Here is a 26,328-nt window from a genome sequence, read left to right on the forward strand (position 1 = left end):
GCGTTGGGCAACTGACGCGCCGGCTTCTCCGGCTGTCATGAGATGAACCGCCTGGCGACTTCTAACCTCTCGCGGCATTCGGCAACCATTCGGCTGTTACCGCGCGGCGTGCGCACGTGGTCATATGGAAGTACGTTGGTCATGGCGCTGTGCTCAAGCCCTATCGCATCGGACCGCAAGAGCTTTTTCGTTTTTCGGCACCCAGTTTAAGAAGCATAATTGCAGCGCGAAATCGTCGGAACCGACGGGAATTCCTCGCACGGGCAGCCCGGCCATCGGCGCCTGACGTACTGCACCGCAGAAGACAAATACCGTTTCTGGATGCGCAGGTTCACTCGCGTATCCCCTTGGTTTATCTTTTCAACGTTGCCCGCAATGCCCCAAACCTCTTTCCGGATCGTCGAAACCAAGCTCACCCCTCCTGCAGTCGCCGTCACGCATGTGCTGCGCACCGAGATCAGCGAGCAGATTGCGGCAGCGACAGTGAAGCTGGTTCTGGTACGGGCACCTGCGGGCTTTGGCAAGACCACTGCCATGGCGCAAAGCCGCCAGCGCATGGAGGCCGATGGTGTGGCCACCGCCTGGCTCACGCTCGAGCGCACCGACAACGACCTCTCGTGCTTTCTCCTGTACCTGGGCGAAGCCGTACAGCGCCTGGGCATTGACGAGCCACCGGCCAATGCGCCCTTCGATGCAGTGGCCGCGCTCGCCGCGCACGACTCGCCCTTTGCGCTGTTCCTCGACGACTTTGAGGCGGTGCAGGAGCCCGCGGTGCTGGGCCTGGTCCGCGAGGTCATCGACCACCTGCCGCGCTGCGGCCGCATCGTGATCGGCTCACGCAGCCTGCCCGGTCTGGGCGTGGGCCGGCTGCGCGCACGCGGCCAGTTGATGGAGCTCGACACCGACCGCCTGCGCTTCAACGTGGAGGAGACCAGTGCCTTCTTCGGCAAGCGAGCCAACCAGGCGTTGCCCACCGACATGCTGACGCAGCTGCACCGCAAGACCGAGGGCTGGGTCGCAGCGATCTGGCTGGCGTCGATGGCGCTGGAGCGACACGGCCTGGAAACCGGCTTTGTCGAACGTTTCTCGGGTTCGGACCGCGCGGTGGCCGACTACCTGGCCGAAGATGTGCTTGCACTTCAGCCGCGCGAGATCCAGGACTTCCTGTTGCGCACCAGCATCCTGCGACAATTCGACGCCTCGGCTTGCCAAATGCTGAACCCGCGCGTCGACTGCGCTGCCATCCTGGATCAGCTGGCCGCCTCCAACCTGTTCATCACGCCTGTGGCCGGCGACGTGCCGGCGTGGCGTTACCACAGCCTGTTCGCCGATTTTCTGCGCGCGCGGCTGGCGCGCGAGCTTCCCGACGAAGTGGCCCGTCTGCATCTCGCGGCGTCGGGCTGGTACGAATTGCAGGGCCGCCCGGTGCCGGCGATCGATCACGCGATCGAGGGTGGCGACCATCCGCATGCGCTGACGCTGCTCGACAGCTCTGCCGAGGAGTTTCTCGAACAGGGCCGCACACGCATGCTGTCGCGCTGGTTTTCGGCGATTCCCGAACACCAGTTGCGCGACTACCCATTCCTGCAACTGATCGCGCTGTGGGCCGCCTGTCTTACCTATGGCCCTTTGGACGCGATGAAGAAGCTCGAGCGCTCGGGCTGCGCCGAGAGCAGCATTCCCGAAGTGCGCGCCAGCGCCCATGCGCTGACCCCGCTGCTGCTGGCCATGCAGGACCGTTTTAACGAGGCTTACGAGGCCGGTCGCGAAAGCCTGGCTCGCCTGCCCACCGGCCTGCCCTTTGCCGACAGTACGCTGCTCAATGCCATGGCGCACATCATCTCGGTCGTAGGCGACCAGCACGAGTCGCAGCGGCTACTCGACGCGGCGCGCGGTAACCAGGGCAGCAGCACCTTCAACCGCATGTACACCGAATCGCTGGAGGGCATGCTCGACCTGCGCAGCGGCCGGCTGCGGCAGGCAACGGCTCGCTTTCGCATGGCTGTCGACACGACGCATGCGGTTTCGTACAACCACAGCCATGGCAATGCCTGGGCCGGCGTGCTGTACGCGGACGTCGTGTACGAGACCAACCAACTGCTGCAGGCCGACCATCTGCTCAACGTCTACTTGCCGCTGGCACGCGACGTGGGCTTGCCCGACCACATGATTTTGAGCCACGTGATGCGCTCGCGGATCGCCTTCTACACCGGCGACATCGACGCGGCCTTCCAGGCACTCACCGAGCTCGAGAACCTCGGTCACAACCGCCAACTGCCGCGCGTCGTGGCCGGAGCGAAACTGGAACGCTCTCGCGTTCTGCTGCTGCAGGGCAACAGCGCCGCCTCGCGCGACGAACTCGCAAGTGCCGGCGACCCCGCGCTGTGGGAGCGCGAGCGCCGCCAGCGCTTGCCAGCGCACGACCTCGAATACCTCGCACTCGCGCGCGCACGCTGGGAAATCAGCTTTGGTGACCCGCGCGCTGCGCTCACCATACTCAATGCCGAACTGCATGCAGCGCAGGCGACCGCCCGAAACCGCCGTGTGCTGAAGCTGCGCGTGCTGCATGCGCTGGCGCTGCAGCGCACGGGCGACATGGGCGCAGCGATCGAGGGAATCGGCGTCGTGCTGCAGACCGCGAGCCAGGAGGGCTTCATCCGGCTGATCCTCGACGAGGGGCCGGCGGTGGGCCCGTTGGTGCAGCGCTACGCAACTGCGGCTCAGCAAGCAGCGACTTACGCTCGCGGCGACCCGATCCTCACCGAATACCTGCAGCGTCTGCTGCAGGTCCTGGGCCCCCTGGCCATGCCGAATGTAGATGCCCTGACCGGCGAAACCAGCAAGGAGCCGCTCACGCGCAAGGAGCTTCGCGTGCTGCAACTGCTGGCAGAAGGCTACTCGAACAATGCCATGGCCGATAAGCTCTTCGTCTCGGACAGCACCGTGCGGACGCACCTGCGCAGCATCAACATGAAGCTGGATGCGAAAAGCCGCACGCAGGCGGTAGCCATCGCACGAAAGTTCAGCTTGATCCGTTGAGGCGCCGACTGTCTTCTCTTTCCCGAATGGCTTGGCGCCCGGTCAGTTGATGCGCCGCTGGCGACCCGCCCAGAAGGGGTCGCGCAACTGGAACTTCTGCAGCTTTCCCGCAGCCGACAGCGGCAGCGTATCGCGAAACTCCACGCTGCGCGGCGACTTGTAGGCCGCGATCTGGCTGCGGCAATGGGCGATCAGCGCCTCGGCTTCGAGCGCCGCGCCGGGGCGCAGCACCACCACAGCATGCACGCGCTCGCCCCACTTGTCGTCGGGCACGCCGATCACCGCAGACATCAGCACCTGAGGCAACTGCGCGATGGCGTTTTCGACCTCGGCCGAATACACGTTCTCGCCTCCGGTGACGATCATGTCCTTGATGCGATCGACCACGAACAGGAAGCCTTGGGCATCTACATAGCCACCGTCGCCGGTGTGCATCCAGCCCCCGCGCAAGGCCTCTTCAGTTTCCTTGGGCTTGTTCCAGTAGCCGCGCATGACCATCGGCCCGCGGGCCACGATCTCGCCGATCTGGCCGGTCGGAACCTCCTTGTCGTCGCCATCGACGATGCGAATCTCGGCCATGGGCAGCGGTGTGCCAGTAGAGCGCAGCAGCCGCTCGCGATCGGGGCCTGGCAGGTGGCAGTGCGGCTGCAGCACCGCCACTGTGGGTGCAAGCTCGGTCATGCCGTAGGCCTGCAGAAAGCCGGCGCGCGGCAAGGCCAGCATGGCCTTCTCCAGCAGCGGCACGTCGATAGGTGCGGCGCCGTAGCGCACCAGGTCGAGACTCGACAGGTCGAACTCCGCAAAACGCGGATGTTCGATCAGACGCTTGATCATGGTCGGCACCAGAAAGATCTCGGTCGCGCGCGACGACTCGATGACCTGCAGGATCGCCAGCTCGTCGAACATCGGCAGAACGTGCTGGGGTGCGAGACGCACCATGGCCTGGATCGAGAGCGAGCAGCCGGCCACGTGGAACATCGGGGCCGTGATCACCACGGCGGGCTTCTCGGACGTGCGCGGCAACGTCGCGATTGAACCCAGCGCATCGATGTAGAGGTTGCCATGTGTGAGCATCACGCCCTTGGGGAGGCCCGTCGTGCCGCCGGTGTACATGACGGCGGCGAGTTCGTCGGCGCTGTGCGGTGCATCTTCGCAAGGCGTGCTTTCTTCAAGCAAGGCCTCGTAGCCCAGCATGCCTTCAGGTACCGGGCCATCGCCGCAGTAGATCACCGTGCGAAGCGAGGTCGACAGCGAGCGCAGGTCGGCCGCCAGCGGCGCAAAGGCATCGTCCACCAACAGGATGCGCGTGTCACAGTCGTCGAGCGAGTACGCGACTTCCTTCGGGTTCCAGCGGATATTGACCGGGTTGATCACACCGCCGCCCCACCACACACCGAAGAAGAACTCCACGAACCGGTGCGAGTTGAAGCTCATCATGCCGACGCGGTCGCCCGGCCCCATGTCGAGCCCCCGCAGCGCTGCGCCCAGTCGGGACACGCGGTCCGTGAATTGGCCGAAGCTCAGGCGCGTTACACCGAAGCCCACGGCCATCTCGTCGGGCTTCTCGCGCCGGCCCTTGTGCAAGGATTGGGTCAGTATCATTTATTCCTCCTCGTTGTTCCTTGGAAAGCGTACGGAACCGTCAACCCTCCGGACTCACGGAGGTGAGCCCTTTAGGCGCAGCGCGATGGACACGCAACACTGCGGCAGCGCGTGTGCACGTCATCCCGATCGCCAGAGGGGGTGGGCCACGATGGCCTGCCGGTCATGCCGCCATCTTGGCGCAGGGGCGCCACTGCCTGCCTCGTCGAAAGCGACGAAGTTGAGCGCGTGATCAGAACGAGTTTCCGACCCCTCCTCAGCGGCCGGTGAACACTTGCGCTATCGCGCCGCAGCGCGTCTTCCAGGCGCCGCGTCATTGACCTTTGTACCGCTTTCATGCCGGCATCCGCTTCTGGGCCTCGGGCTCGATCACACATTCATGAAACCGCTGCGCCGCGGGAGTAGCGCCACCCGGCGGCAGCGCCGTGGCCAGGCCGATCGGAGTGAGCGCGCCGGCGCCGGCCAAAGGCTTGAAGGCCAGCTGGCGGGTCTCGTGGCGCGCCGCCACCGACGGCACCAATGCCACCCCCAGGCCGCTCGCGACCAGGCTCACCAATGTCTGCACCTGCACTGCCTCCTGCTGCACATCGGGGACAAAGCCCGCCTGCTGACAGGCCAGCAGTGCGGCCGCGTGCAGACCGGGCACAGCACTCGCGCTGTACATCACGAATGGGTCGCCCGCGAGGTCGCCCAGTGCCAGTCGCCGCCGTCGCGCCAGGCGATGGTGAACCGGCAGCGCGGCTATGAAGACATCCCGCTCGGCGGGACAGATCCGCGCCCGGCAGGCGCGGCCAATCGGGAACCGCACCAAGCCCACGTCCAGCTCGCCCGCCTCCACCATTTCCACAATGCGCGCGGTTGTCGATTCGGACAGCTGCAACTGCACACCGGGAAATCGCTCCCGAAACCGCGGCAGCACGCGCGGCATCAGGGAATAGGTCGCCGAACCGACGAAGCCCACTCGCAGCGAACCGGCCTCGCCGCGGGCAGCAGCGCGCGCGGCCAGCATGAACTGCTCCCCGTGGAAGACGGCACGTCGGGCGTGGTCCAGCGCCGCGGCTCCCGCGGCGGTGAGCTCGGTGCCGCGACGATTGCGCTCGAAAAGCGGCACGCCGACCTGTGCCTCCAGCCTGCGGATCGCGGCGGAAAGAGGTGGCTGCGCCATGTGCAGCCGTTCGGCCGCCCGGTGAAAGTTCAGCGTCTCGGCGAGGGCAACGAAGTGGCGAAGCTGACGAGGATCCATGATTCCCGAACGGTATCACAGAGCTTGAAATTGATATTGGACGTGTCGGGCATTGTTTTGCAGAATGGGTGCCAGGAGACCCAAAGACGGTGCCGAGGTCATCGAGGTCCAAGCCCCCGACAGCGACGCGACCCGCCAGACCGGCTCGCCTGCCGAGGTTTTCGGCGGGACGCCAGGGCGCCCGCATGAATTGATGAAAGAAAAAGTGGCCGCATGAATGCCTTGAGTTCATTAACGATGACGGCGATTCCGCCGGAAGACGAGACATTGCGCGTGGAGGTGCGGGCCTTCCTCGACGAAGCGATGAGGCGAGTACCAGCGCACGTGCGCGCGAAGTCCTGGTCAGGTTACGACAGCGAGTTCAGTCGCGAACTGGGTCGCCGCGGCTGGCTGGGCATCACCCTGCCGAAGGACTACGGCGGCGGTGGCCGAAGTGCTTTCGCACGTTACGTCTTGGTGGAAGAGTTCCTCAACTTCGGAGCGCCAGTGGGTTCGCACTGGATTGCCGACCGTCAGAGCGGACCACTGATCCTGAAGTACGGCACCGAGGCGCAAAAGCGCTTCTACCTGCCCCCGATCTGTCGCGGCGAATCCTTCTTCTGCATCGGCATGAGCGAGCCGAGCGCCGGCTCGGATCTGGCGAGCGTACGCACCCGCGCCGAGCGGAACCCAGGCGGTTGGACGCTCAACGGCCAGAAGATCTGGACCACCAATGCCCACCACTGCCAGTACATGATCGCGCTGGTGCGCACCTCGGGCGAGCCGCAGGATCGCCACAAGGGCTTGTCCCAAGTGATCGTCGACCTGAGACTGCCCGGGGTAACAGTGCGCCCGATCACCGATCTTTCGGGCGATTCGCACTTCTGCGAGGTTTTCTTCGACAACGTTGCACTCGCGCCGGATGCGCTCATCGGCGAAGAGGGAAGAGGCTGGGAGCAGGTGACCGCCGAGCTCGCCTTCGAGCGCAGTGGCCCGGAGCGGCTCTACTCGAGCATCGTCCTGTTCGACGAGTGGCTGGCCTTCGTGCGCACCAATGCCGGCCGCACACCCTCGGCGCTTCGCCTGGCAGGCAGGATCGTCTCCCAGCTCGCGCCGCTGCGCGCCATGTCGCTAGCCGTCACGGAGAAGGTCGCGCAGGGCGGCAGCCCGATTGTGGAGGCTGCCCTGGTGAAGGATCTGGGCACCGGTGTGGAACAGTTGATTCCTGCGGCCATCGCCGATGACCTCTATGGGCGCGCACCGGGAGAGGTGCCGCTGGAGTTGCTGCGCACCCTGGACTATGTCACGCAGGTCGCGCCCTCATTTTCACTGCGCGGGGGCACCAGAGACATCCTGCGCGGAATGATTGCCCGCGGCCTCGGCCTTCGCTGAGGCAAGCGACTCCGCATCAACCGAGAGCCCCAATCACGATGGAAGAGATCTACACCGATGCCCTCCGTGGCATTCTTTCCGACAACTGCAATCCGACAGTGGTGCGCGCGATCGAGGCGGGCGGCTCGGCCGAAGGCCTCTGGGAGGCTGTCGAATCCTCGGGCTTCGCCGACGTCCTGCTAACCGAAGAAGACGGTGGCGCGGGCTTGAGCCTGATCCAGGCTTTCGAGCTGATCGAAATGTGCGGCGCATTCGTCGTGCCGGTTCCGCTGGCCGAGACGATGGTCGCGCGCGCCTTGATCGCGCAGACCGGCCAACCGCGCCCCGGTGGCAGTGTTGCGCTGGCTACCGGTCGATACATGCCCGACGGCGAGCTGGTTTGCGACGCGGTCACTTGCGGTCGAACCGCGAACTGGGTGCTCGTTGCCACTGGAAACACCAGCGCCGTGCTGCTGCCGGCTGATGCGGCCGTTCAAGGCGAAGCGGTTGCCAAACTGGACGCACGCCTCGCTTGGCCGACAGCTGTGCAACGAACGGGCGCAGAAGTACGACTCACGGCCAACCTGCGTGAATTGCACGCCAGCGTACTTGCCGTGCAGCTGGCCGGTGCGCTGGGCGAAGTCTTCACGCGCACCTTGGCGTTCGCCAACGAGCGTCAGCAGTTCGGTCGGCAGATCGGCAAGTTCCAGGCCATACAGCACCAGTTGAGCGTGATCGCCGAGCATGTGTCTGCCGCGCGCATGGCCGCGCAGCTCGGCTGCAGCGGGGACCGGCCGGACCCCTTGCGCATTGCAGTGGCGAAAGCCCGCACCGGCGAGGCGGCCCTCGAGGTTGCTGCTCTCAGCCATTCGATCCACGGCGCCATCGGTTTCACCGAGGAGTTCGACCTGCAGCTGTTCACCCGACGGTTGCACGCCTGGCGCCAGGCAGCAGGGTCGGAGGCCTGGTGGCAGGACGTGCTGGGCGCGGCGCTGCTCGACCGACCAGACAGGCTTTCGCTGGAACTGATCCGCGCCACGACCGACGCCTCGTCAAGCGTCGCCCTGGCCATCATGAAGGAGCACACATGAATTTTCTCCAGTCCGAGCGCCAAGGCGCGATCCTAATCCTCACCATGAGCCAACCGGAGACGCGCAACGCGCTGACCGGCAATACTGCCGTCGACGAGTTCGTCGAGGCCTGCGCACAGATTGCGCGCGACCGCAGCATCCGCGTTGTGGTACTCACGGGGGCGGGCCCGGTGTTCAGCTCCGGCGGCAACGTCAAGGACATGCAGCGCTATGAGCGCGACGCAATCCCGCCAGAAGCCATACGGGAGGAGTATCGCAATGGCATCCAGCGCTTGCCCAGGGCGCTCTACCAACTGGATGTGCCAGTGGTGTGCGCGATCAATGGCCCGGCCATAGGTGCAGGGCTCGATCTGACCTGCATGTGCGATATCCGGATCGCGTCCGAATTGGCGACATTCGCCGAGAGCTTCGTGAAGGTTGGAATTGTCCCTGGCGATGGCGGCGCTTGGCTGCTGCCTCGGGTGGTAGGCATGTCCCGCGCCTCCGAGATGGCCTTCACCGGCGATACCCTGAGTGCGCAGGAGGCCCTCGCCATCGGCTTGGTCTCACGGGTGGTGCCGCACGGGAATCTCATTGGCGAAAGCCTGAAGCTGGCAGAACGGATCGCAGCCAACCCAGGCGGCGTTCTGCGCATGACCAAGCGACTGCTGCGCGAGGGCGAACGCGCCACACTCGATGCCCTGCTCGAGATGTCGGCCGCCTATCAGGCCATCGCCCACATGACCGAAGACCATCGTGAGGCTGTTGCGGCCTTCGTCGCCAAGCGCAAGCCGGTCTTCGCGTAAGGGACGAAGCAATGCGCAATGCAGGCGCCCCAACCAAAGACAGCGTCGACCTCAGTGCCATTGAGGTGCTCGAGAGCATCTACAGCGAGCGATACAGCTGCCGAGGATACTTGCCGCGGCCCGTTCCGCCAACAACGATCAACCGGATCTTGCGCTTGGCGCAGTGCACTGCATCTTGGTGCAACTCGCAACCATGGAAGGTGGTCATTACTTCGGGCGCGGCGGCGCGGCCACCGATCTGGCGGAAATCGAGCAATTCAGGCTGCTGGTGCTGCGCACCGCCTGGCTGATCGACAAGCACCAGGATTACCGCAAGGTGCGCAAGGACATTGCCGCCATCAAGGCGCTGATGCCCAAGGTGCTGCACGACGTGACCGCGCGAGCATTGCACCTGCACGGAGCGCACGGTTATTCGAATGAAATGCCGTTCACCGAACACCTGATCCAGTCGTTCGCTATGGGGCTGGCCGACGGCCCGACCGAAGTACACAAGGTCACCGTGGCAAAGCAGGTGCTGCGCGACTACGCGCCCAGCGAGTCCCTGTTTCCGGCCTATCACTTGCCCTCGGCGCGGGAGCGTGCGCTGGCCAAGTATGGTGACACGCTCGCACAAGCCTCGTCATGAAGATCGAATCGTCTGCCCAACCCGTAGACATGGGGGCTCTGGCCGACTGGATGGACGCTCAGGACCTGGAACAGGGCCCGGTTTTGGATGCGGCGCAGCTGACCGGCGGCACACAGAATATTTTGCTCAAGTTCCGTCGCGGCGCCCGCCAATTTGTGCTCCGCCGCCCGCCCCTGCATCAGCGCGCCAAGGGGTCGATTTGTTTTCGGTGCAAAAAGTGACGGTTCGCATCTCCAGCAACAACGGCGCGGGGTCAGTTCGCTAAGTCGTTGATTTCTCGAGCATTGCTGTTCACTCCTTTGCGGCGTATCGTCTGCGCCCCCCTGAACGGCAAAGGAGCGCGGCAATGCAAGGTTGGCAGACGTCCTACCTGGGCCTGCGCGACATGCCCGGCGAACTCAGCGAGTTTGAGCTGCAGACGTTCTTCAGCTTCAGCCGCGCCGAGCTCGACTTGATCGCGCGCAGGCGCAGCGACAGCCTGAAGCTGGGCTTGGCGCTTCACATCGGCTTCGCCCGCATGACAGGACGGCCGCTGAACAGCGTGCGGATCGTGCCCCCTGCCCTGCTTCGCCACCTTGGCCGGGAGCTGGATATCGCCACCCCGGATCTGGTGTCTCTGCGCGCGCTGTACGCCCGCGGACGCACCCTGTTCGACCACCAGCACCAAGCCTGCGAGTGCCTGGGATTCAAGTGGATGACCGAGCATCAGCGCCGAGCATTGGTGCGGGTCCTGCGGGACGAGGTCGCGCATTGCTCGGACCGCGATCGCCTCCTGGTCCTTGCCAGGCAGTGGCTGTACGACCATCGCCTGCTCATCGTGCACGACCGCGTGATCCGCGCCATGGTGGCCGCCTCCCTGGTCGAACTCGAAGCATCGACCGGCCAAGCCATCATGACATCGGTGCCTACCGAGACTCGCAAGCGTTGGATATCGGCATTGGACACGCCGCGTCCAGACGGCGAGCACTGCCAGAGCTGGCTGTGGAGCGCGCCGGCAAGGCATTCCACGCGCCAAATCACCGAAGTCCTGGAAAGGATCGCGTTCCTGACCGACCTCGGGATCGATCGACATCTGGAGGATCTCAACGATGTGCTGGTGCGACGCTACGCCCGGCGCATGGCCGGGCGGCCCCCATCGGTCAGTGCCAGGATCAAGGAGCCGGCACGCACGCTGGAGCTCAGCTGCTTCCTGCGCTACTGCCTGCTCACGGCGACCGACCAGATCATCTTCATGTTCCAGCGCCGCGTGGCCGACCTGTGGCGCCACTGTGCCGACGGTGTCGCGTCCGTGGATTGGTCGCGGCAGTACCAGGAGCTGCTGCAGGAGCTCTCCGAGCTCGCAAGCCATGATGCCGTGCCAGATGCCGAACTGCGCTCACGCCTTCGTGAGATCGTCGCTGCCAAGAGCGCTCAGCGCTCACCGAGTCGGGCGTCAGTCATCCGGCAACACCTGATCGACGCCATCGCGCCGGTGCGTTCTCTGCTGGCAGGTGTGAGCCGCTTGCCTTGGCAGGCCACCGGCGAGCATCCGGCACCCGAGGCACTGAACACGCTTCGAGGCGGGTACGCCGCCGGCATCAAGCGGCTTCCCAGCGAAGTCACGGCCCCACGACTGGGAGTTGCCTGGCGCGCAGCTATCGCCGACCCTGACCGCGAGCGTGCCTTCAGGGCGCTGGAGGTCGCCACCCTGCTCGCTCTGCGCCGGGCGGTGCGCAACGGTTCGGTCGATGCGTCACTTTTTGCACCGAAATCAAATCGACCCCGCCAACAGCAACGAAACAATGCGGCGCGAAGCCCGTGTGCTCGGTGCGTTGTCAGGCAGCGGCGTGCCGCACCCGGGCCTCATCGCCGCCTGCGCGGACGAGAACGTATTGGGCGCCGCGTTCTACCTCATGGAGCCAATCGATGGCTTCAATGCGATGGCCGGCATGCCAGCCCTGCACGCGGGCAGTGCGCAGACACGACGAGAGATGGGCTTTGCCATGGTGGACGGTATCCTGGCGCTGGGCCGCGTCGATCATGTTGCGGCCGGCCTGTCCGGACTCTCGGCTGTCTCCGCATTTAACCTCGCACGGAGCTTCAGAAAGCCAGACGGGATGGAGCCTGCACCGGTACCGCCTGCGTTTACGCTTAGCCGCGGTGCTCTCGCGGCTGTCGAAAGGCGAACGTGACCTGCCGGGCCTTGCGCACGACCACGGCTTTTGCAGCCAAAGTCATGATGCCCTCGGAAGATGAGCTCGCATGGGCCCAACGCGTCGTCGCTGCCGATGCAGCGTCGGGTGGCGCGCCGTTCAACTCGATGGCCGCATGGTCTACCTCCCTGTGGTGCTTCAGGCACGACGCACGTTGACCCGGGAACTGGGCCCTGATGCCTGTGAACCTCCCGCCGGCGTGTATCGAAGCTGGATCGCCGCAGCCTTCCCCTTCGCACCTCCAGAAGTCAAAATCTCGTAGTACGAGGCGTCGCGCCACAGACGGAACCACCCAACGGCCAACTCGTGTGAAAGGCAGCTGTGTGGAGGCTCGGCCGTCTGCAACTACGCTTTCATGGTTGAGCAGACCGAGGTTCCTCGACCAGATTCCATATCGACGCAGGTTTGGCGCGGTCGCAACCGCAATGTGGCCGATCACGGTGCCTACTCAGCCTTGACCTGCGCGATGGAGATCAGGTTTCGCCAGAGCGCTACCTCGCGGGCGATCTGTGCGGAAAAGTCGGCCGGACCCGAAGGGTTGGGCGTCATGCCGATGACCGCGATCCTGCTGGCGAATTCCGGGCTTCCAAGATAGCGTTGTAGCGACGTTGCCCATTTGTCTCGAATCGCTCGTGGTGTTCCGGCAGGCAGGAAGATGCCCATCCAGCTCACTGTCTCGAAGTCTCGCATGCCTGCCTCCGCAAAGGTCGGGACGTCCCGGAAAGCCTCGACACGTTGGGTCCCGGAGACGGCCAGCAGTTTGAGTTTCCCGGTTTTCACCTGTTGGCTCAGCGAGCCGATGTCCACGATCGTGAAAGTGATCTGCCGTCCCAGCAAGTCGCTCAGCATCGGCCCGGCACCCTTGTACGCGACATGAACCGCGTTGAGCTTTGCCGTCTTGTCGAGGAGGCTGCCGTAGATGTGCGAGGTGGAGGCGATGCCTGTGGAGCCATAGCTGTGCCGTCCTGGCTGCGAGCGGATCAAGGCAAGGAGCTCCTGCGCGTTGCGAACCGGCAAATCGGCCGAGACAGCCAGCGCGGTGGGCACCGTGAGAATGCGTGTGACCGGAACGAAGTCCTTGACCGGGTCGTAGGGCACCTTCACATACAGCAGGGGATTCTGGATGTGCTGCGTGATGGCGAACAGCGCTGTGTAGCCATCGGGCGCCGCCTTGGCCGCCATTTCCGTGCCGATCATTCCGCTCGCGCCCGGCCGGTTGTCGACAATCATTGGCTGCTTCCATTCGCTAGCCAGCTCCTGCGTGATGAGGCGGGCGATGGTGTCCGTGGACCCGCCGGGCGGATAGGGCAGGATCAGACGGGCTGCACGATCAGGGAAGGCACCGTTGACTTGTGCATGTGTTCGGGTTTGCGCGCCGGCCGCGATGGCCGACAGCATGACGGTGCCGGCAGCTTTCAGTGCGAGTCTCCTGCCGCTCGGCGTCGGTGTGTGATTGTTCTGCATTGTGGTCTCCATCCTTGGACGTCACGCGCGTTCGGTTCGCCTGCGGTTGATCCAGCCGAGTTCCTTGGCGATGACCTCGAGCATGACTTCGTTGGCGCCGCCGCCAACCGCAACGATGCGCAGGTCGCGCAGCAGCCGGGTGATGCGGTTTTCCCACATGTAACCTTGGCCACCGAAATACTGGGCGCAGCCCGAAGGCAACTCTAGCGCCAGCTTTCCCGCCATGTACTTGGCGATCGACGCTAAGCGTGTTACGTCCTCTCCGGCGACCATCGCGTCGACGGCGCGATACGCCAGCGACCTGACGCACTCGATCTGCGACTGGTAGTCGGCCAGGCGGTGATAGATGACCTGGTTCTCCAACAGCGTCTTTCCGAACGCGCGCCGGGTGCCGGTGTACTCGACCGTCAGTCGGATCGCCTCATCGAGTCCCGACAGGGTGCGCACGCAGCCCCACAGCCGCTCGTGCTGGAACTGCTCCATCTGGTAGGCGAATCCCTTTCCCTCTTCGCCGATCAGGTGGCGCAAGGGGACCCGCACGTTGTCAAAGAAGACTGGCGCGGTGTCGGAGCAGTGCATGCCCAGCTTGCGGAGTGGGGCCCCGACGCTCACTCCCGGCGTGTTCATGGGCACGACGATCAGGGATTTGTTGTGATACGGGCCGCCTTCTGCGGAGGTGTTGGCCAGCAGGCTGATCCAGTCGCCTTGGGGCGCACTGGTGATCCACATCTTCGAGCCGTTGATGACCCAGTCGCCCCCATCCTTGCGTGCCGTGGTCTTGATTCCTGACACGTCGGAGCCTGCGGTTTCTTCGCTCACTCCGATACACGCGACCGCATCGCCCTGGATGGCCGGCGCTAGGAACTCCTGGCGCAGTTCATCCGTACCATAGTTCGCGAGCGCAGGGATGGCCGAGGCGTGCGCGCCGATCGCGAACGGAATGCCGCCTGCGTGGGCGCGCCCCAGTTCTTCAGCGACGACGATCACCCACGAGAAGTCGAGACCAAGCCCGCCGTACTCGGGCGGCTTGTTGATGCCGAGCAGACCGAGTTGCCCGGCTTTGGCGAACACTTCATGAAGCGGCGCCGCGCCGGCTTCTTCCCACGCATCAGCGAAGGGGTCGAGTTCCTGCTGAACGAAGCGGCGGACGCTTCGGCGCATTTCCTCGTGTTCAGAATTGAAGAGTTGACCCATGGTGTGCTTTCGGTTCAAAGTTGATGAAGGGACGCGGGTGTGGAGTACTGGGCGAGAGTCGCAGACACTGGCGCGCTTAAACAGGCTCTGGCTCGGCAGCCGGTGCAGTCTGAGCGGTCAGAAGAAGCGCATCGAGTGCCACGGCACCCATGCCCACCTGGCGTACCAGCAACGGATTGATCTCAAGCTCGCCGCATGCCGGCCCAAGCGCCAGCGCTGCACGCGAAACCGCGGCGATCGCGCGGCATGCCGCATCGATATCGGCTGCGGGTTTGCCTCTGAACCCGGTCATCAGCGGGTAGGCCTTGAGCTCCCGAAGCATTTCACGCGCGGTGGACTCGTCGACCGGGAGCAGTCGATGCGTCACGTCGCGAAAAAGCTCGGTGAAGATGCCGCCCAGCCCGACCGTCATCGCCAGGCCGAAGACCGGGTCGCGCGTGACGCCGACGATCAATTCGCATATCCCCGACTCCATGGGCTGCAGCAGCACGCCGTTGATCTTGGCGTCCGGATGGCTGCGCCGCGCGCCGTCGTGCACGGCGGCGAACGCTTCGCGCATGCCAGCCTCGCCCTGAACGCCCAGCCGCACCCCTCCGGCTTCGGTCTTGTGGGCGATGTCGGGGCTCAGAATCTTCACGGCCAGCGGCATGCTGGAGCCCTGCGCGAACCTGACCGCCGATTCAACGTCCGCGACCACCGCTTCAGCCACCACCGGCACCCCGTGCCCGGCCAGCCAACGCTTTGTCTGGTGCTCGTCGGCGTCGCGTTCAATGCCCGGGACCGAGACCGACCCGGACACGTCTTGCGACGGCGGGATGACCGGCGCAGCGTCCGTCGACTGGAACGCTCGCCAGTGCAGATAAGTGCCTAGCGCGGCGACACAGCGCGCCACGTCGGTGAATACGGGAATCCCGGCGTGCTGCAGCGCTTCGCGGCAGGTTGCACGACCGCTGTCGATCGCCACGATGAGCCGACCGCTGCTCCGCGCCACCGCGATCGCTTCATCGGCGATTCGATCTAGCAGGAACCCGGTCGCGTAGATGACCACAGCATCCACCGCCTCCGTCTGGGCCAGGGAGCCGATCACTGCGGTGGCAACGCCGGCTTGGTCGAAGATTTGGGCAGTCAGATCGATCGGATTGGCCAGCATGCCGATCGTCGGCGCACGGCTCTTCAGCTCTGCTTGCAGTGCATCCGGCAGGGTCGGGACATCGAGTCCGCGGGCAACAAGAAGATCGGTTAACAGCGCGCCCATAGCGCCCGAAATCGAGGCGACAGCGACTCGCCGGCCGGCGCTTCGTGCGCTGAAGCGCGCCAGATACGCGATGTCGACCAGATGCGACGGGTCTGTAGCACGCATCACGCCCAGTTGCCGGAAGGCGGCGTCGTAGACTGCTTGGTTGCCGGAGAGGGCGGCCGTGTGCGAGAGCGCCGCCTGCGCGCCCTTCTCGGTGTCACCGACCTTGATGACGATCAGCGCCTTGCCGTTGGCGCGCAGGCGCCGCGCGGCGTCGATGAAGCGCGCGCCGTCGCGAAGACCTTCGATGTATCCGATGATCGTGCGAGTATCCGGCTCGTCGGCGAGGTAAGACAGATATTCCGAGAACTCGAGGCAGGCCTCGTTGCCGGTGTTGACGAAGTGCTTGAACCGGACGCCGCGCTCGCAGCCGAGTGCGTAGAGCATCCCGCACAGGTTCCCGCTTTGCGTCACCACGGCTGCATACCCAGTGTCGTCCTTCGCAGCAAGTGCTTCGGCGGGGGGTGGATAGTCCTTGAATAGCGTGGCGAAGGCGGTGATCGCGCGCGTGCGCAGATTCGCGTGCCCCATGCAGTTCGGCCCGCTCACCACCATTCCCGTTCTTCTTGCGAATCTTACAAGTTCATCCTGCAGCGCGGCGCCAGCCGCACTCTCCTCGGCAAAACCCGATGCATAGACGATGGCCGCTGCCACTCCGCGCGCGTGGCAGCGTTCCAGCGCCGGCAGCACGCTGGCGGCCGCCACCGAAAGCACGACGAGGTCCGGTGTATTTGGCACCGACTCGATGTCGGGATAGCAGGGCAGGCCGAACAACGCCTCGTACTTCGGATTGATTGGATAGATGCTTCCGGCGTACTCAAATGCCACCAGGTGATCCAGCGCGATGCCGCCAATCCGCCGACGATCGCCGGTCGCGCCGATGATGGCGATGGATTGTGGGTCGAAAAGCTTGCGCATGCCCGCGTTCGTGTCGTGGGCTGCGGCTGGGTGCGTGTCGAGATGGCGCTCAGCTTTCACGGATGGCCCCCGATTTTTGCTTGTTCGATTCGATCAGTCGTGCCATGCCGTCGTCGCGGATCCGCGCGAACTCGGAGGAGGAATGCGTGATCTGATGGCGCTCAAAATGCGCCTGGATGGCGTTGCGAAACCCCTGGAGGTCGTAGGTGGCGTTCAACGATTTCTTGAGCGACCTCATCGCGAAGGATGGCGCCTTGGCGACGCGCTGCGCGAAAGCCATCGTTCGCTCGTCGAGTTCGGCGCGCGGGTGTACCCGGTTGACCATACCGATCCGATAGGCCTCCGCCGCCGTGATCCGCTCGCCGGTCATCAAGAATTCCTTCGCATGCCGCAGCCCCATGACCCAAGGCTGGAACAGAAGTTCGGTCGCGGCCAGGCCCATGGAGTGAGTCACAGGGTCCCAGAAGTAGGCATCGTCGGACGCCAGAATCAGGTCGCTCATGCTGGCAAGTGTGAAGCCGCCAGCGACGCAGGCGCCCTGGACTTGCGCGATGACCGGCTTCTCGCAGTACCAGATATTGAGGCAGTAGTTCAGGTAGTGCTTTTCCTCGTAGAGAAAGCGTTCTTCGGCGGTGAAATGCGAACGCTCGGCCTGCGCCTCCTTCAAGTCGTGCCCGGCTGAAAAGTGATTCCCACGTCCCGCCAGTACGACCACCCGCACACTGTCGTCGCGTGCGGCGAGGGCCACAGCGTCGTCAAGTTCGTGGAGCATCCGCAAGGTCTGTGCATTGGCCGCTTCAGCACGGTTCAACCATATGCGTCGAACCCGGCCCTGATCTTCAATGTCGATACCCTGGTAATCCATTTCGTCCTTCTCTCTGTGTTTTGACGCCATGACTGAAGGCTACGGTGGGAGTGCGAACCAAGCCTTCTCGAATGTGGCCGATGCGCACAATGTGAGCAAACTCGGGTAAATACGGGGGACTTCGTTTCCAGAACCGTGAAGCGTCCTTCGACGTGCGAAGAAATCCGTAACGGCTTTTCGATGCGATGCTCTTTGGGCGGCTAACGACATCGTGAAAGTGATCGCAGGGAGATGACCCAACAGGCCAGCGATGACAGATGCGACGCATTTGGCGATGCGGCGCTCACATCGACTGGACAGCCTGCCAGAGGCGACCACCCACGCAGGTTTGCGCTTCACGACCCAGAGCTCACGCCCAAGTCGGCCATCGCGCACGATGCCTCTGCGGGCGATGCGGTCCTCGATGCCACGGGGCTTTTGTGCTGAATACGCTGAAGTCCAGCTTGTCTGGGTAGCGCAGTTCACTGAGCAGCGCCAGATACAGGGGGGCCGTACACCTGCAGTCTGCTCATATCTCAGGCGAGGTCGACGGTCGTTGGCGTGCGGCTTCACGGCCGGCTGCAAATGGCGCGACTGCGCGACGAGACAGTTCTATCTGCGCAGCGGATCCGACTGAACGAAGACGGCGTGCGTTATAGCCGCCTAAATGAATTTGCAATGGAGATTGCGTTGCGCGACTGCTTCGCGGACCGGCCGACGGGGCGTGGGGACTACGCCGCGAAGTTCAGGCGCAGACCGGCATGTTCCCAGTCGATAGCCACAACCTTTCCGGCACCTGCCAGCGTGACGAAGGCGGTCCTCATGCCGGGTCCGCCGAAGCAAAGGTTTGTCGTCATGGGATCGGGCAGCGGGATTCGACTGGCAGTGGCTCCATCGGCGGACACAACGGTGATACCGCCTTGGATCAGCGTCGCGACATTGACGTTTCCCGCTTCATCGACGGCCAGGGAATCGAACCGCACCAACTGCGTTCCGCCACCGGACGCATGGAGCACGCGGCCGCCGTGCGGCGAAGGCCACGGAAGCTTCTCGACTTGCCCGGGAGCGCAGATAGCAAACGCCCAGAGCCGACCGGGTTCGGTGTCCGCCACGTACAACGTTGTTTCATCGGGAGACAGGCCGATGCCGTTGGGAGAGACGATCGGATAAGCCACCTCATGAATGGTGCTTCCGTCCGACTTCGCGTAATAGACCGCCCCATAGTCTCGGCGCCGCTGCGACGCACGCACCTTGCCGAAATCGGTGAAGTAGAAACCTCCATGGCGGTCGAACACCAGGTCATTTGGCGCATTCAATGGACGCCCGTCGACCTCCGTGTAGACGACCTCGTTGCGACCGGTCTGAAGATCGACGCGCTGAATGAATCCGTTCGGCTCGCCTTCTGGCAGCCCATGCGGGCGCATTCCGTGAACCGGATCCCGGAGCCAGCTCATCCCCCCGTTGTTGCACACCCAGCACGCGCCATCCGGGCCGAGGGCGGCACCGTTGGGGCCGCCCTCGAGCGCGGCGACAACTTGGATTCGGCCATCCGGACAGACCCGCTTGAGCGTCTGCCCCGCGACCTCCACCACGAGCACGGAGCCGTCGTCCAGCGCCACCGGACCCTCCGGGAATGCAAGATCACCAGCCAGCTCTTTCATAACCTACACCTTCCTACCGGTGGGCAAACACGCCCTTCAAGAATATCGGTCGATACCGTTCCGCACGTCGTTGCCGCTTCAGCGCTGGAAGATCTCTCCCGCGAGTTCCCAGGTTGTACCGTTGAAAGTCATGATCTTCATCTGATCGATCGGGAAGTAATCGTCCGGGGACGTCTTGACCCGGATGCCGGGAAGCAGCATCGGCAAAGCAAGATCGAGGTTCGCGGCCTGCTTCATGATGTTCTCGCGAGTCAGCTCATTCCCTGCCTTGCGGACTACCTCCACAGTGGCTTGCGCTGCCGAGTACCCCCATGCCACGAGCCAGTCGTTGGGATCGGCGGCCGGGTAATAGCGTTTCATCCAGGCCATATAATCCTCTAACTCCTTGGTCTTCTGCCACTGCGGATCGCTCGGATCCTTCATGTAGCTGCTGCTGATGATGCCCACGGAATTTCCCAGTCCTGCAGGCTTGAGGACTGAGCCAACGGAACTGGACGCATTGATCAGGTAGTGCATCGGGCGCCAACCTAGTTCATTCACCTTCTTGATGGACTGTGAGGCGAACTTCCCCAACGCAGCAGTCACCAGCACATCGACGCCGGCGTCCTTCAGAGCCACGATCTGGCTGTCCACCGTTGGATCGGTGATTTCGTAGCTCACCTTCGCCACCAGCATAGTGGCCGCCCTGGCTCCGAGCCCTTCCGCAAGGCCCCGGTTGAAGTCGCGTCCCAGGTCATCGTTCTGATACAGCACGCCAATCTTTCCATCGGGCTTGTGCTTGGCGATGTACTTCGCCACGATCTTCGCTTCGGTCACATAGTCTGGAATGAAGCCCATCGTCCATGGGTAATTGCGCGGGTCGCCCCATTTGCTCGCTCCGGAGCCGACGAAAAGCTGTGGCACCTTCTTGCTGTTCATGTATTTGTGCACGGCGGTCACCGGCGCGGTCCCCAGCGGCTGTACCACCATCAGAACCTGGTCCACCTCTACCAGCTTGCGCGTCTGCTCAACGGTCTTGGCGGGATTGAATCCGTCGTCAAGCGAGATGAAATTCAGCTTTCGACCGTTGATGCCACCTTCGTCGTTGATCTTGTCGAAATAGGATTTGATGGCCTTGGCACCCACAGAGTAGACAGAGGCCGGTCCAGAATAGGCGGCTGTATTGCCGATCTTTATTTCGGTGTCGGTCACACCAGGACCGTAATTCTTCTGTGCATGCGCGGGCACCTGTGCGAAGCCAAGCAATATCACGACAGTGGACGTTAGAAGAGTATGGAAGTTCATTTGTGGTCAACCTTAACATTGTGCTGAACTGCGAGTCGTGGAGAACATTGCTGAATGCATCGCGATATTCCGTCGGTCTGCGCCTTTTTGTCTCGATCGTTCATAGGGCAGCTCACAGTGTGGGCAATTGAGGGTTAATCCCGAGCGCTGACCTGCGGCGCTCGCATCTATTGCTTCGAGCGAAAGCCCAGGCGTCCTGCAAGCATGCGCACTGCCCCGGCCACGCCGGTGGGCATGGCCGCCATGAGCACGATGAGCAGCACCCCGTAGACGGCCGCAGGCGCCGACTTGGACAGCTGCTCGGCGACGTTTGGAACCAGCAGGATGAACAAGCCACCGAAGAGCGCGCCGTAGATGGAGCTAACGCCGCCGAAGACTGCGCCGACCAGGAATGTGATGGACAGCATCCCTGGGAAGCCGTCTGGTGCCACATAGCCCACGGCGATCGCGGCCAGCGCGCCCGCGCCGCCGGTGCATGCGGCCGATATTCCGAACATGATCGTCTTCACCGAGGCGAGATTGACGCCCATTGCCGCCGCCGCCGTGGGATGGTCCCGGATCGCCACCAGCGCCCGGCCCATGCGCCCGTGCACGAGGTTCTGCGCCAGCCAGAAAACCAGCACAAATGCGGCGAGCGCCATCAGAAACATCCAGCGGTCCTGATCCAGCACGATGCCCCAGGACGGCAGGTCAAACGGCGGCAACGGCTTCTCGACAACGGTGCCTTGAACACCGCCAGTCCATGGCTCTATGGCGCGGTTCTTCAGTAACTGCGGCAGTGCAACAGCCAGCGCGAACGTCGCGAGCGCCAGGTAGATTCCGCCGAGGCGCAATGCCGGGTAGCCCACAGCCAGACCAACGGCGAAGCTGACCAGCACCGCCAGCGGCAGGGCCAAGCCGTAGGGAATCTGCAGTTGCACTACACCTATTGCCATGCAGTAGGCGCCGGTGGCGAAGAAGGCACCATGGCCCAGTGAGATCTGTCCGTTGTAGCCCATCAGCAGGTTCAAGCCCAGCACGGCACAGGCGTATATGAGGATCATGGTCGCCTGGAAGATCAGGTATCCGGACGCGATGAATGGAACGACGGCCAGACAAGCGATCGCAGCAACCAGCGTCCATCGTCGCAACACAGGCGTCATAGACATCGAAACTCCTTTTGAAACTCGGTCGATTAACAAAGTCACACCCTGGATCTGATCGCTTTGCCGAACAGTCCCCCAGGCCGCAGGATGAGTGTTGCGACGATCAGGATCAAAGCAAAGGTAAGCTTCAGATCGGTTCCTATGACGTAGGCACCCAGCAGGTTTTCGACAAGACCCACTAACAGCCCGCCCGCGACGGCGCCCCAGGGACTGTCGATCCCGCCAAGCAAGGCGCCGGCGAATGCATACAGCAGGACACCGCTCATCATGTGGGTGTCCAGAAACACGATAGGTGCGATGAGCATGCCCGCCGTGGCCCCGATGGACGCGGCTAAGCCCCAGCCTAGTCCGAGCATCCACGGCACACGAATCCCCACTGCGCGGGCAGACGCGGGGTTGTAGGCTGCGGCGCGCATCGCCAGACCAACCCGCGACCGGCCCAGGAAGAGATAGAGCGCCACCACGATAGCCGATAGCACCGCGAGGGCGCCCACGCCGTGCGCCGGTAGCCACCTGGACGCGTACCAGGCGTCCTTGGGGAATGGTGAAGGAAACGTCTTCACTTCGTGGCCGAAGATCCATCCGGACATCGCATTGAAGATCACCATCAACGCCACGAACACCACGACGTTGGTCAGATCAGTCGAACGATCGAACGCGCGCAGCACGAAACGCTGGATGACGACGCCGCCAACGAAGGATGCGATGAGGGTGAGCGCGAAGGCCGCAAAGTAGGAAAATCCAGCGGCCATCAGCCACCAGGCGAACAAGGTGCTGAATGTCGCCATCTCGCCCTGCGCGAAGTTGATGTGGCGCGATGCCTGGTAGATCATCACCAGCGCCAGCGCCATCAGCCCATAAATCGCGCCGGACACCAAGCCGGAGAACAATTGGTTGAGTAGGCCGTTCATTTCTTCTTGTCTCTTTCTTCGTGGCGTTGGCGGCTGGGCTGTTTAGCAGCCCAGGTAGGAGCGCTGGATGAGCTCGTTGTTTGACAACATGGCTGCTGTGCCGCTCAAGATGACACGCCCAGACTCCAGCAGGAAGGCGAAGTCCGCGAATTGGAGCGCGAGCGAGGCGTCCTGTTCGACCAGTAGCATGCTCACGCGCTGCTCGTTCCTGACGGACTGGAGCACTTCGAATATTTCCGAAACGACTCGAGGCGCCACGCCGAAGGAGGGCTCGTCGAGCAGCAGCAGGCGCGGTCGCATCATGAGCGCGCGGCTGATGGCAAGCATTTGCTGCTCGCCGCCCGACAAGGTTCCCGCCTGCTGGTGACGCCGCTCCTTGAGGCGGGGGAAGCGTTGGTACGCCACCTCGATGTCCTGCGCAGTCGCACGCTTGTCTCTTCGCGAATAGGCGCCCAGACGCAGGTTCTCGTCCACCGACAACTGAAGGAAGGTGCCTCGACCGTCGGCGACATGGGCGATGCCGGACCTTGCCAGATCCTCGGTAGCGACGTCATGGATCGGCGCGTTGTCGAACCGCAGCGAGCCACGGCGACGGATACTTCCGCAGACGGCGCGCAGCGTCGTCGTCTTGCCCGCGCCGTTGGCCCCGAGCAATGCCGTCACCGTCCCTTCTCTCACCCAGAGGTCGACGCCATACAGCGCCTGCGTGTTTTCGTAGAAGGCGTCCACGCCGCGAAGTTCGAGCAACGCAGGAACATCATTGGATGTCGAAGTGTGGAGCTGATTCACTGTCGCGATGCTCCGAGATAGGCGTCCAAAACCGCTGGGTCGGCCTGGACTTGAGCGGGAGTGCCTTCGGCAATCTTCTGGCCGAAGTTCATGACGACCACGTGGTCGCACAGTCCCATGACCAACGCCATGTGATGTTCGACCAGGAGAACCGCGATGCCCAGCACGTCGCGCGTGGTTCTGATCACAGTCGCGAGATCGGTGAGTTCCTCATGATTCAGACCCGCCGCGGGCTCATCGAGCAGCAGCAGGCTCGGCCGCGCGGCCAGTGCGCGCGCAAACTCGACCCGCTTCTGAATGCCGAAAGGCAGTTCATTCACTGGACGATCGGCCACGCCCCGAAGATCGAGCAAGTCCACGAGCTCGTCGGCACGCACACGTAGCTCACGTTCTTCCCGGGCGCTGTGCCGCGAGCGCAGCGCAGCGCCGAAGAACCCCGTCGACGAGCGCGAGAAGGCGCCCATCATGATGTTCTCGCGCACCGACAGGCTTTGGAACATCGCGAGATTCTGGAAGGTGCGGCCGATGCCAAGACCCGCGATTGCGTGGGTCGGCAGTCGGGTGATGGGGCGTCCGTTGAAGACGATCTCGCCGTCGGCGCAGTCATAGAGCCGACTCAGGCAATTGAACAGCGTCGTCTTCCCTGCGCCATTGGGCCCGATGAGGCCGTAAATGCTCCGCGCCTTCATTCCAAAGCTCAAATTCTTAAGGGCCACGATGCCGCCGAACTTCATGGTGACCGATCGAACGGTCAACAGTTCGTGCGCGACCGACGTCCCAGGATGCGATTCTGTTGCTAGCAACTTCAATTTGTCACGCCATGAAGGCGCCGCCGTTGATGTCCAGGACTGTCCCGTTCGTGAAGCCGGCCAGTTCTCCGACAAAATACGCCACCGCGTCGGCCACTTCTTCGGCGCGCCCCGACCGTCCAACGGGATTCCTCTTGTTGTAGGCCTCTTCCTGTTCGAGGGTCCACAGCAAAGCCAGTGGCGTGATGACGCGCCCCAGCGCGACGGTGTTCGAGGTAATGCCATCCTTTCCATAGTGCTGGGCCACGTGGCGTGACAGGGCCAGCATGCCGGCCTTGGAGCACATGTAAGACGGCCCGTTCAGCACCGCGGCGGTGCGTCCGGCGCTGGAGGAGACGTTGACGACCCGGCCGAAGCCCTCCTTCTGCATGCCGGGCAGTAAAGCCTGGCACATCAACATGGCTGATGTGAGGTTCACGTTCATCACGCGCTGCCATTCCTCAAGAGAGGTTTCTGTGACCGACCAAGCACGGCCGTCATGCTTGGGCGCGATGCCCGCGTTGTTCACCAGGATGGTGGGGGTCCCGAGCAGGCGGGCGACCTCCTGCGCGATCGTGCGGGGCGCCTCGGGATCGGCGAGATCCGCGGTGACGCAAGCGATGCGCGCTGCAGGAAGCATCGTGGCCACCTTGGCCAATTCTGCTTCGTCGCGATCCACGAGCGCCACGCGCAGTCCGTCAGCTGACAAGCGCTGCGCCACTGCCAGGCCGATCCCCCGAGCGGCACCGGTGACTACAGCAATTCGAGGAGATACATGGTTCATGGTGTTTCACGCTGGTAGTAGGTCGAAGGAAGAAAATCGGGCATGCTGCTGGCCCGTCGCTCGAGCCAATAGGCCCCCCTATGCGGCATCACACTGAAGCCTTTGGGGTCGCCCAGCTTTCGTGCGGCATCCATGGGCCAGTTGGGGTTGTAGATGAGCTCGCGGCCGATGAATATCAGATCGGCCTTTTGCTCCGCGAGCAACTGCTCAGCGTGCCTTGGATCGACAATCAGGCCCACGGCCGACGTTAGCGCCCCAGTCTCCTGACGCACTGCCTCGGCGAAAGGGGCCTGGTAGCCGTAGCGGGCGGATTGCGTGGGCAGGGGGTTTCCGATGATGCCGCCCGAGGAGCAGTCAACAAGATCGACGCCATGTTGACGCAGCAGTCGCACCAGCTTGAACGTGTCCTCGATCGACCAACCCTCGGCCGGTCCGTCTATACAAGACAGCCGGATGAACAGCGGTTTCTCTTGGGGCCACACCGTGCGGACCCCGTCGACCACTTCCATCACGAGCCGAACGCGGCCCTCGAAACTACCGCCATACGCATCTGTGCGCTTGTTGGTCAATGGAGAGAGGAAGGCATGCAACAAATAGCCATGTGCGGCGTGAATCTCCAGCACCTCGTAGCCCGCCGAATCCGCGCGCCGAGCCGAAGAAATGAAGGCCTCGGTCACACTTGCGATGTCGACCATCGTCATCGCTCGAGGGATCGGCAGGTTGTCGTTGAGCGAGATTGCGCTCGGCCCGATTGGCTCCCAGCTGTCCCAGTCAACAATCGCGGCCGACCGCTCCAACGGGCCCCGCCCTGTAGTGGGCGGAAGCTGGCGAGCCTTCGGCCCCGCGTGCATCAACTGGATTCCGGGCACTGAGCCGCAGGCCTTCACCAACGCCACCATTCGCCTGTAAAGTGGCATGCAATCGTCGTGCCACAAGCCGATGTCGCCGAGCGTGCCGCAGCCGCGCCGTTCGACCGTCGTGCCCTCTTGGAACACCAGGCCGGCGCCGCCGCCTGCCAAGCGACCCATGTTCATCAGGTGCCAATCGTTTGGCTCGAAATTCTGGCCTGCGTACTGCCACATCGGCGAGGCGACTACCCGATTGTTCAGCGAGAGTCCGCGAATTGAAAGTGAGGAAAAGAGCTTTGTCGATCGCATTCAAATCTCCGAGCGGACGCTGTGCAATTTAGGAGGCTGCGCTCACGCAGCTCGATACTTCTGAATTTGCCATCTCCATGTGGTCTGGAGCTGGTTTTTACCGTTCGAGCGCCACCCGTCGAACCGCTTTGCACTCGACATCTCACAATATGGGCAAAGCAGGGT

The 26,328-nt window shown here is 63.5% G+C and carries 22 protein-coding genes and 1 pseudogene; 9 read left to right on the forward strand and 14 right to left on the reverse strand.

All coding sequences use genetic code 11. From position 1 onward, the window contains the following. Window positions 1-375: 375 nt before the first annotated feature. A complete protein-coding gene (locus QTI68_RS33045; RefSeq protein WP_503011779.1) occupies window positions 376-3,039 on the forward strand; it encodes a winged helix-turn-helix domain-containing protein in 2,664 nt (887 codons plus the stop codon). 42 nt (window positions 3,040-3,081) lie between these two features. Here QTI68_RS33045 and QTI68_RS33050 read toward each other — a convergent pair whose 3' ends face one another. Both QTI68_RS33050 and QTI68_RS33055 read right to left on the reverse strand, forming a co-directional pair. Then, entirely contained in the window at window positions 3,082-4,641 is a 1,560-nt protein-coding gene (locus QTI68_RS33050) for a long-chain-fatty-acid--CoA ligase (RefSeq protein WP_286527818.1), read from the reverse strand. 334 nt (window positions 4,642-4,975) lie between these two features. After that, complete coding sequence (locus QTI68_RS33055) at window positions 4,976-5,884, reverse strand: LysR family transcriptional regulator (RefSeq protein ID WP_286527820.1); 909 nt, start codon at window positions 5,882-5,884, stop codon at window positions 4,976-4,978. 213 nt (window positions 5,885-6,097) lie between these two features. On the opposite strand from QTI68_RS33055, the gene QTI68_RS33060 reads away from it, so the two are divergent. The 8 genes and pseudogenes from QTI68_RS33060 to QTI68_RS33095 all read left to right on the forward strand — a co-directional run bounded on the left by QTI68_RS33060 (window position 6,098) and on the right by QTI68_RS33095 (window position 11,906). Beyond that, on the forward strand, window positions 6,098-7,255 hold the full coding sequence (locus tag QTI68_RS33060) for an acyl-CoA dehydrogenase family protein (protein ID WP_286527822.1): 1,158 nt from the start codon (window positions 6,098-6,100) through the stop codon (window positions 7,253-7,255). 38 nt (window positions 7,256-7,293) lie between these two features. Beyond that, entirely contained in the window at window positions 7,294-8,325 is a 1,032-nt protein-coding gene (locus tag QTI68_RS33065) for an acyl-CoA dehydrogenase family protein (RefSeq protein WP_286527824.1), read from the forward strand. After that, complete coding sequence (locus tag QTI68_RS33070) at window positions 8,322-9,110, forward strand: crotonase/enoyl-CoA hydratase family protein (RefSeq protein WP_286527826.1); 789 nt, start codon at window positions 8,322-8,324, stop codon at window positions 9,108-9,110. The genes QTI68_RS33065 and QTI68_RS33070 overlap by 4 nt, the downstream gene beginning before the upstream one ends. A gap of 11 nt (window positions 9,111-9,121) precedes the next feature. Then, window positions 9,122-9,400 carry a nitroreductase family protein gene (locus QTI68_RS33075; protein WP_503011774.1) on the forward strand — a complete coding sequence of 93 codons (279 nt, stop codon included), beginning with the start codon at window positions 9,122-9,124 and terminating at the stop codon, window positions 9,398-9,400. Beyond that, window positions 9,289-9,735 carry an acyl-CoA dehydrogenase family protein gene (locus QTI68_RS33080; protein WP_503011780.1) on the forward strand — a complete coding sequence of 149 codons (447 nt, stop codon included), beginning with the start codon at window positions 9,289-9,291 and terminating at the stop codon, window positions 9,733-9,735. Before QTI68_RS33075 ends, QTI68_RS33080 begins: the two co-directional genes overlap by 112 nt. After that, on the forward strand, window positions 9,732-9,956 hold the full coding sequence (locus QTI68_RS33085) for a hypothetical protein (RefSeq protein WP_286527830.1): 225 nt from the start codon (window positions 9,732-9,734) through the stop codon (window positions 9,954-9,956). The genes QTI68_RS33080 and QTI68_RS33085 overlap by 4 nt, the downstream gene beginning before the upstream one ends. 125 nt (window positions 9,957-10,081) lie before the next feature. Then, window positions 10,082-11,461, forward strand: a pseudogene (locus QTI68_RS33090) (DUF4158 domain-containing protein); the annotation flags it as partial. Window positions 11,462-11,516: 55 nt separating this feature from the next. Then, the gene (locus QTI68_RS33095; protein WP_286527832.1) at window positions 11,517-11,906 is read left to right on the forward strand and encodes a phosphotransferase; all 390 of its coding nucleotides are present in this window, start codon (window positions 11,517-11,519) and stop codon (window positions 11,904-11,906) included. A gap of 465 nt (window positions 11,907-12,371) precedes the next feature. Here QTI68_RS33095 and QTI68_RS33100 read toward each other — a convergent pair whose 3' ends face one another. From QTI68_RS33100 to QTI68_RS33160, 12 genes are all read right to left on the reverse strand, one after another. Then, a complete protein-coding gene (locus QTI68_RS33100; RefSeq protein WP_286527835.1) occupies window positions 12,372-13,391 on the reverse strand; it encodes a Bug family tripartite tricarboxylate transporter substrate binding protein in 1,020 nt (339 codons plus the stop codon). A 21-nt stretch (window positions 13,392-13,412) separates the two neighbouring features. Beyond that, window positions 13,413-14,585, reverse strand: a complete 1,173-nt coding sequence (locus QTI68_RS33105; protein WP_286527837.1) for an acyl-CoA dehydrogenase family protein — start codon at window positions 14,583-14,585, stop codon at window positions 13,413-13,415. Window positions 14,586-14,661: 76 nt separating this feature from the next. After that, window positions 14,662-16,800: an acetate--CoA ligase family protein gene (locus QTI68_RS33110; RefSeq protein ID WP_286527839.1), complete on the reverse strand. Its 2,139-nt coding sequence runs from the start codon at window positions 16,798-16,800 to the stop codon at window positions 14,662-14,664. Between the two features lie 49 nt (window positions 16,801-16,849). Next, window positions 16,850-17,665 (reverse strand): enoyl-CoA hydratase, encoded by an 816-nt coding sequence (locus QTI68_RS33115; protein WP_286527841.1) that lies wholly within the window; start codon window positions 17,663-17,665, stop codon window positions 16,850-16,852. A gap of 710 nt (window positions 17,666-18,375) precedes the next feature. Further along, window positions 18,376-19,305: an SMP-30/gluconolactonase/LRE family protein gene (locus QTI68_RS33125; RefSeq protein WP_286527842.1), complete on the reverse strand. Its 930-nt coding sequence runs from the start codon at window positions 19,303-19,305 to the stop codon at window positions 18,376-18,378. 78 nt (window positions 19,306-19,383) lie between these two features. Beyond that, window positions 19,384-20,589 (reverse strand): ABC transporter substrate-binding protein, encoded by a 1,206-nt coding sequence (locus QTI68_RS33130; RefSeq protein WP_286527845.1) that lies wholly within the window; start codon window positions 20,587-20,589, stop codon window positions 19,384-19,386. 167 nt (window positions 20,590-20,756) lie between these two features. Further along, window positions 20,757-21,737 carry a branched-chain amino acid ABC transporter permease gene (locus QTI68_RS33135; RefSeq protein WP_286527848.1) on the reverse strand — a complete coding sequence of 327 codons (981 nt, stop codon included), beginning with the start codon at window positions 21,735-21,737 and terminating at the stop codon, window positions 20,757-20,759. Window positions 21,738-21,772: 35 nt separating this feature from the next. Continuing rightward, window positions 21,773-22,645, reverse strand: a complete 873-nt coding sequence (locus QTI68_RS33140) for a branched-chain amino acid ABC transporter permease (RefSeq protein ID WP_286527851.1) — start codon at window positions 22,643-22,645, stop codon at window positions 21,773-21,775. A gap of 42 nt (window positions 22,646-22,687) precedes the next feature. Then, window positions 22,688-23,434: an ABC transporter ATP-binding protein gene (locus tag QTI68_RS33145; protein WP_286527855.1), complete on the reverse strand. Its 747-nt coding sequence runs from the start codon at window positions 23,432-23,434 to the stop codon at window positions 22,688-22,690. Then, complete coding sequence (locus QTI68_RS33150) at window positions 23,431-24,168, reverse strand: ABC transporter ATP-binding protein (protein WP_286527857.1); 738 nt, start codon at window positions 24,166-24,168, stop codon at window positions 23,431-23,433. Before QTI68_RS33150 ends, QTI68_RS33145 begins: the two co-directional genes overlap by 4 nt. Window positions 24,169-24,247: 79 nt before the next feature. Continuing rightward, on the reverse strand, window positions 24,248-25,006 hold the full coding sequence (locus tag QTI68_RS33155) for an SDR family NAD(P)-dependent oxidoreductase (protein WP_286527858.1): 759 nt from the start codon (window positions 25,004-25,006) through the stop codon (window positions 24,248-24,250). Beyond that, window positions 25,003-26,163: an NADH:flavin oxidoreductase/NADH oxidase gene (locus QTI68_RS33160; protein WP_286527861.1), complete on the reverse strand. Its 1,161-nt coding sequence runs from the start codon at window positions 26,161-26,163 to the stop codon at window positions 25,003-25,005. The genes QTI68_RS33155 and QTI68_RS33160 overlap by 4 nt, the downstream gene beginning before the upstream one ends. Between the last annotated feature and the right edge of the window lie 165 nt (window positions 26,164-26,328).

This window comes from Variovorax sp. J31P207 (genome assembly GCF_030316965.1).
GTDB lineage: Bacteria > Pseudomonadota > Gammaproteobacteria > Burkholderiales > Burkholderiaceae_C > Variovorax > Variovorax ginsengisoli_B.

Bases quoted from the DNA above. Each gene is read 5' to 3' on its own strand.
- QTI68_RS33045 (WP_503011779.1), top strand. From the start codon at position 376: ATGCCCCAAACCTCTTTCCGGATCGTCGAAACCAAGCTCACCCCTCCT.
- QTI68_RS33050 (WP_286527818.1), bottom strand. From the start codon at position 4,641: ATGATACTGACCCAATCCTTGCACAAGGGCCGGCGCGAGAAGCCCGAC.
- QTI68_RS33055 (WP_286527820.1), bottom strand. From the start codon at position 5,884: ATGGATCCTCGTCAGCTTCGCCACTTCGTTGCCCTCGCCGAGACGCTG.
- QTI68_RS33060 (WP_286527822.1), top strand. From the start codon at position 6,098: ATGAATGCCTTGAGTTCATTAACGATGACGGCGATTCCGCCGGAAGAC.
- QTI68_RS33065 (WP_286527824.1), top strand. From the start codon at position 7,294: ATGGAAGAGATCTACACCGATGCCCTCCGTGGCATTCTTTCCGACAAC.
- QTI68_RS33070 (WP_286527826.1), top strand. From the start codon at position 8,322: ATGAATTTTCTCCAGTCCGAGCGCCAAGGCGCGATCCTAATCCTCACC.
- QTI68_RS33075 (WP_503011774.1), top strand. From the start codon at position 9,122: ATGCGCAATGCAGGCGCCCCAACCAAAGACAGCGTCGACCTCAGTGCC.
- QTI68_RS33085 (WP_286527830.1), top strand. From the start codon at position 9,732: ATGAAGATCGAATCGTCTGCCCAACCCGTAGACATGGGGGCTCTGGCC.
- QTI68_RS33095 (WP_286527832.1), top strand. From the start codon at position 11,517: ATGCGGCGCGAAGCCCGTGTGCTCGGTGCGTTGTCAGGCAGCGGCGTG.
- QTI68_RS33100 (WP_286527835.1), bottom strand. From the start codon at position 13,391: ATGCAGAACAATCACACACCGACGCCGAGCGGCAGGAGACTCGCACTG.
- QTI68_RS33105 (WP_286527837.1), bottom strand. From the start codon at position 14,585: ATGGGTCAACTCTTCAATTCTGAACACGAGGAAATGCGCCGAAGCGTC.
- QTI68_RS33110 (WP_286527839.1), bottom strand. From the start codon at position 16,800: ATGCGCAAGCTTTTCGACCCACAATCCATCGCCATCATCGGCGCGACC.
- QTI68_RS33115 (WP_286527841.1), bottom strand. From the start codon at position 17,665: ATGGATTACCAGGGTATCGACATTGAAGATCAGGGCCGGGTTCGACGC.
- QTI68_RS33125 (WP_286527842.1), bottom strand. From the start codon at position 19,305: ATGAAAGAGCTGGCTGGTGATCTTGCATTCCCGGAGGGTCCGGTGGCG.
- QTI68_RS33130 (WP_286527845.1), bottom strand. From the start codon at position 20,589: ATGAACTTCCATACTCTTCTAACGTCCACTGTCGTGATATTGCTTGGC.
- QTI68_RS33135 (WP_286527848.1), bottom strand. From the start codon at position 21,737: ATGTCTATGACGCCTGTGTTGCGACGATGGACGCTGGTTGCTGCGATC.
- QTI68_RS33140 (WP_286527851.1), bottom strand. From the start codon at position 22,645: ATGAACGGCCTACTCAACCAATTGTTCTCCGGCTTGGTGTCCGGCGCG.
- QTI68_RS33150 (WP_286527857.1), bottom strand. From the start codon at position 24,168: ATGAAGTTCGGCGGCATCGTGGCCCTTAAGAATTTGAGCTTTGGAATG.
- QTI68_RS33155 (WP_286527858.1), bottom strand. From the start codon at position 25,006: ATGAACCATGTATCTCCTCGAATTGCTGTAGTCACCGGTGCCGCTCGG.
- QTI68_RS33160 (WP_286527861.1), bottom strand. From the start codon at position 26,163: ATGCGATCGACAAAGCTCTTTTCCTCACTTTCAATTCGCGGACTCTCG.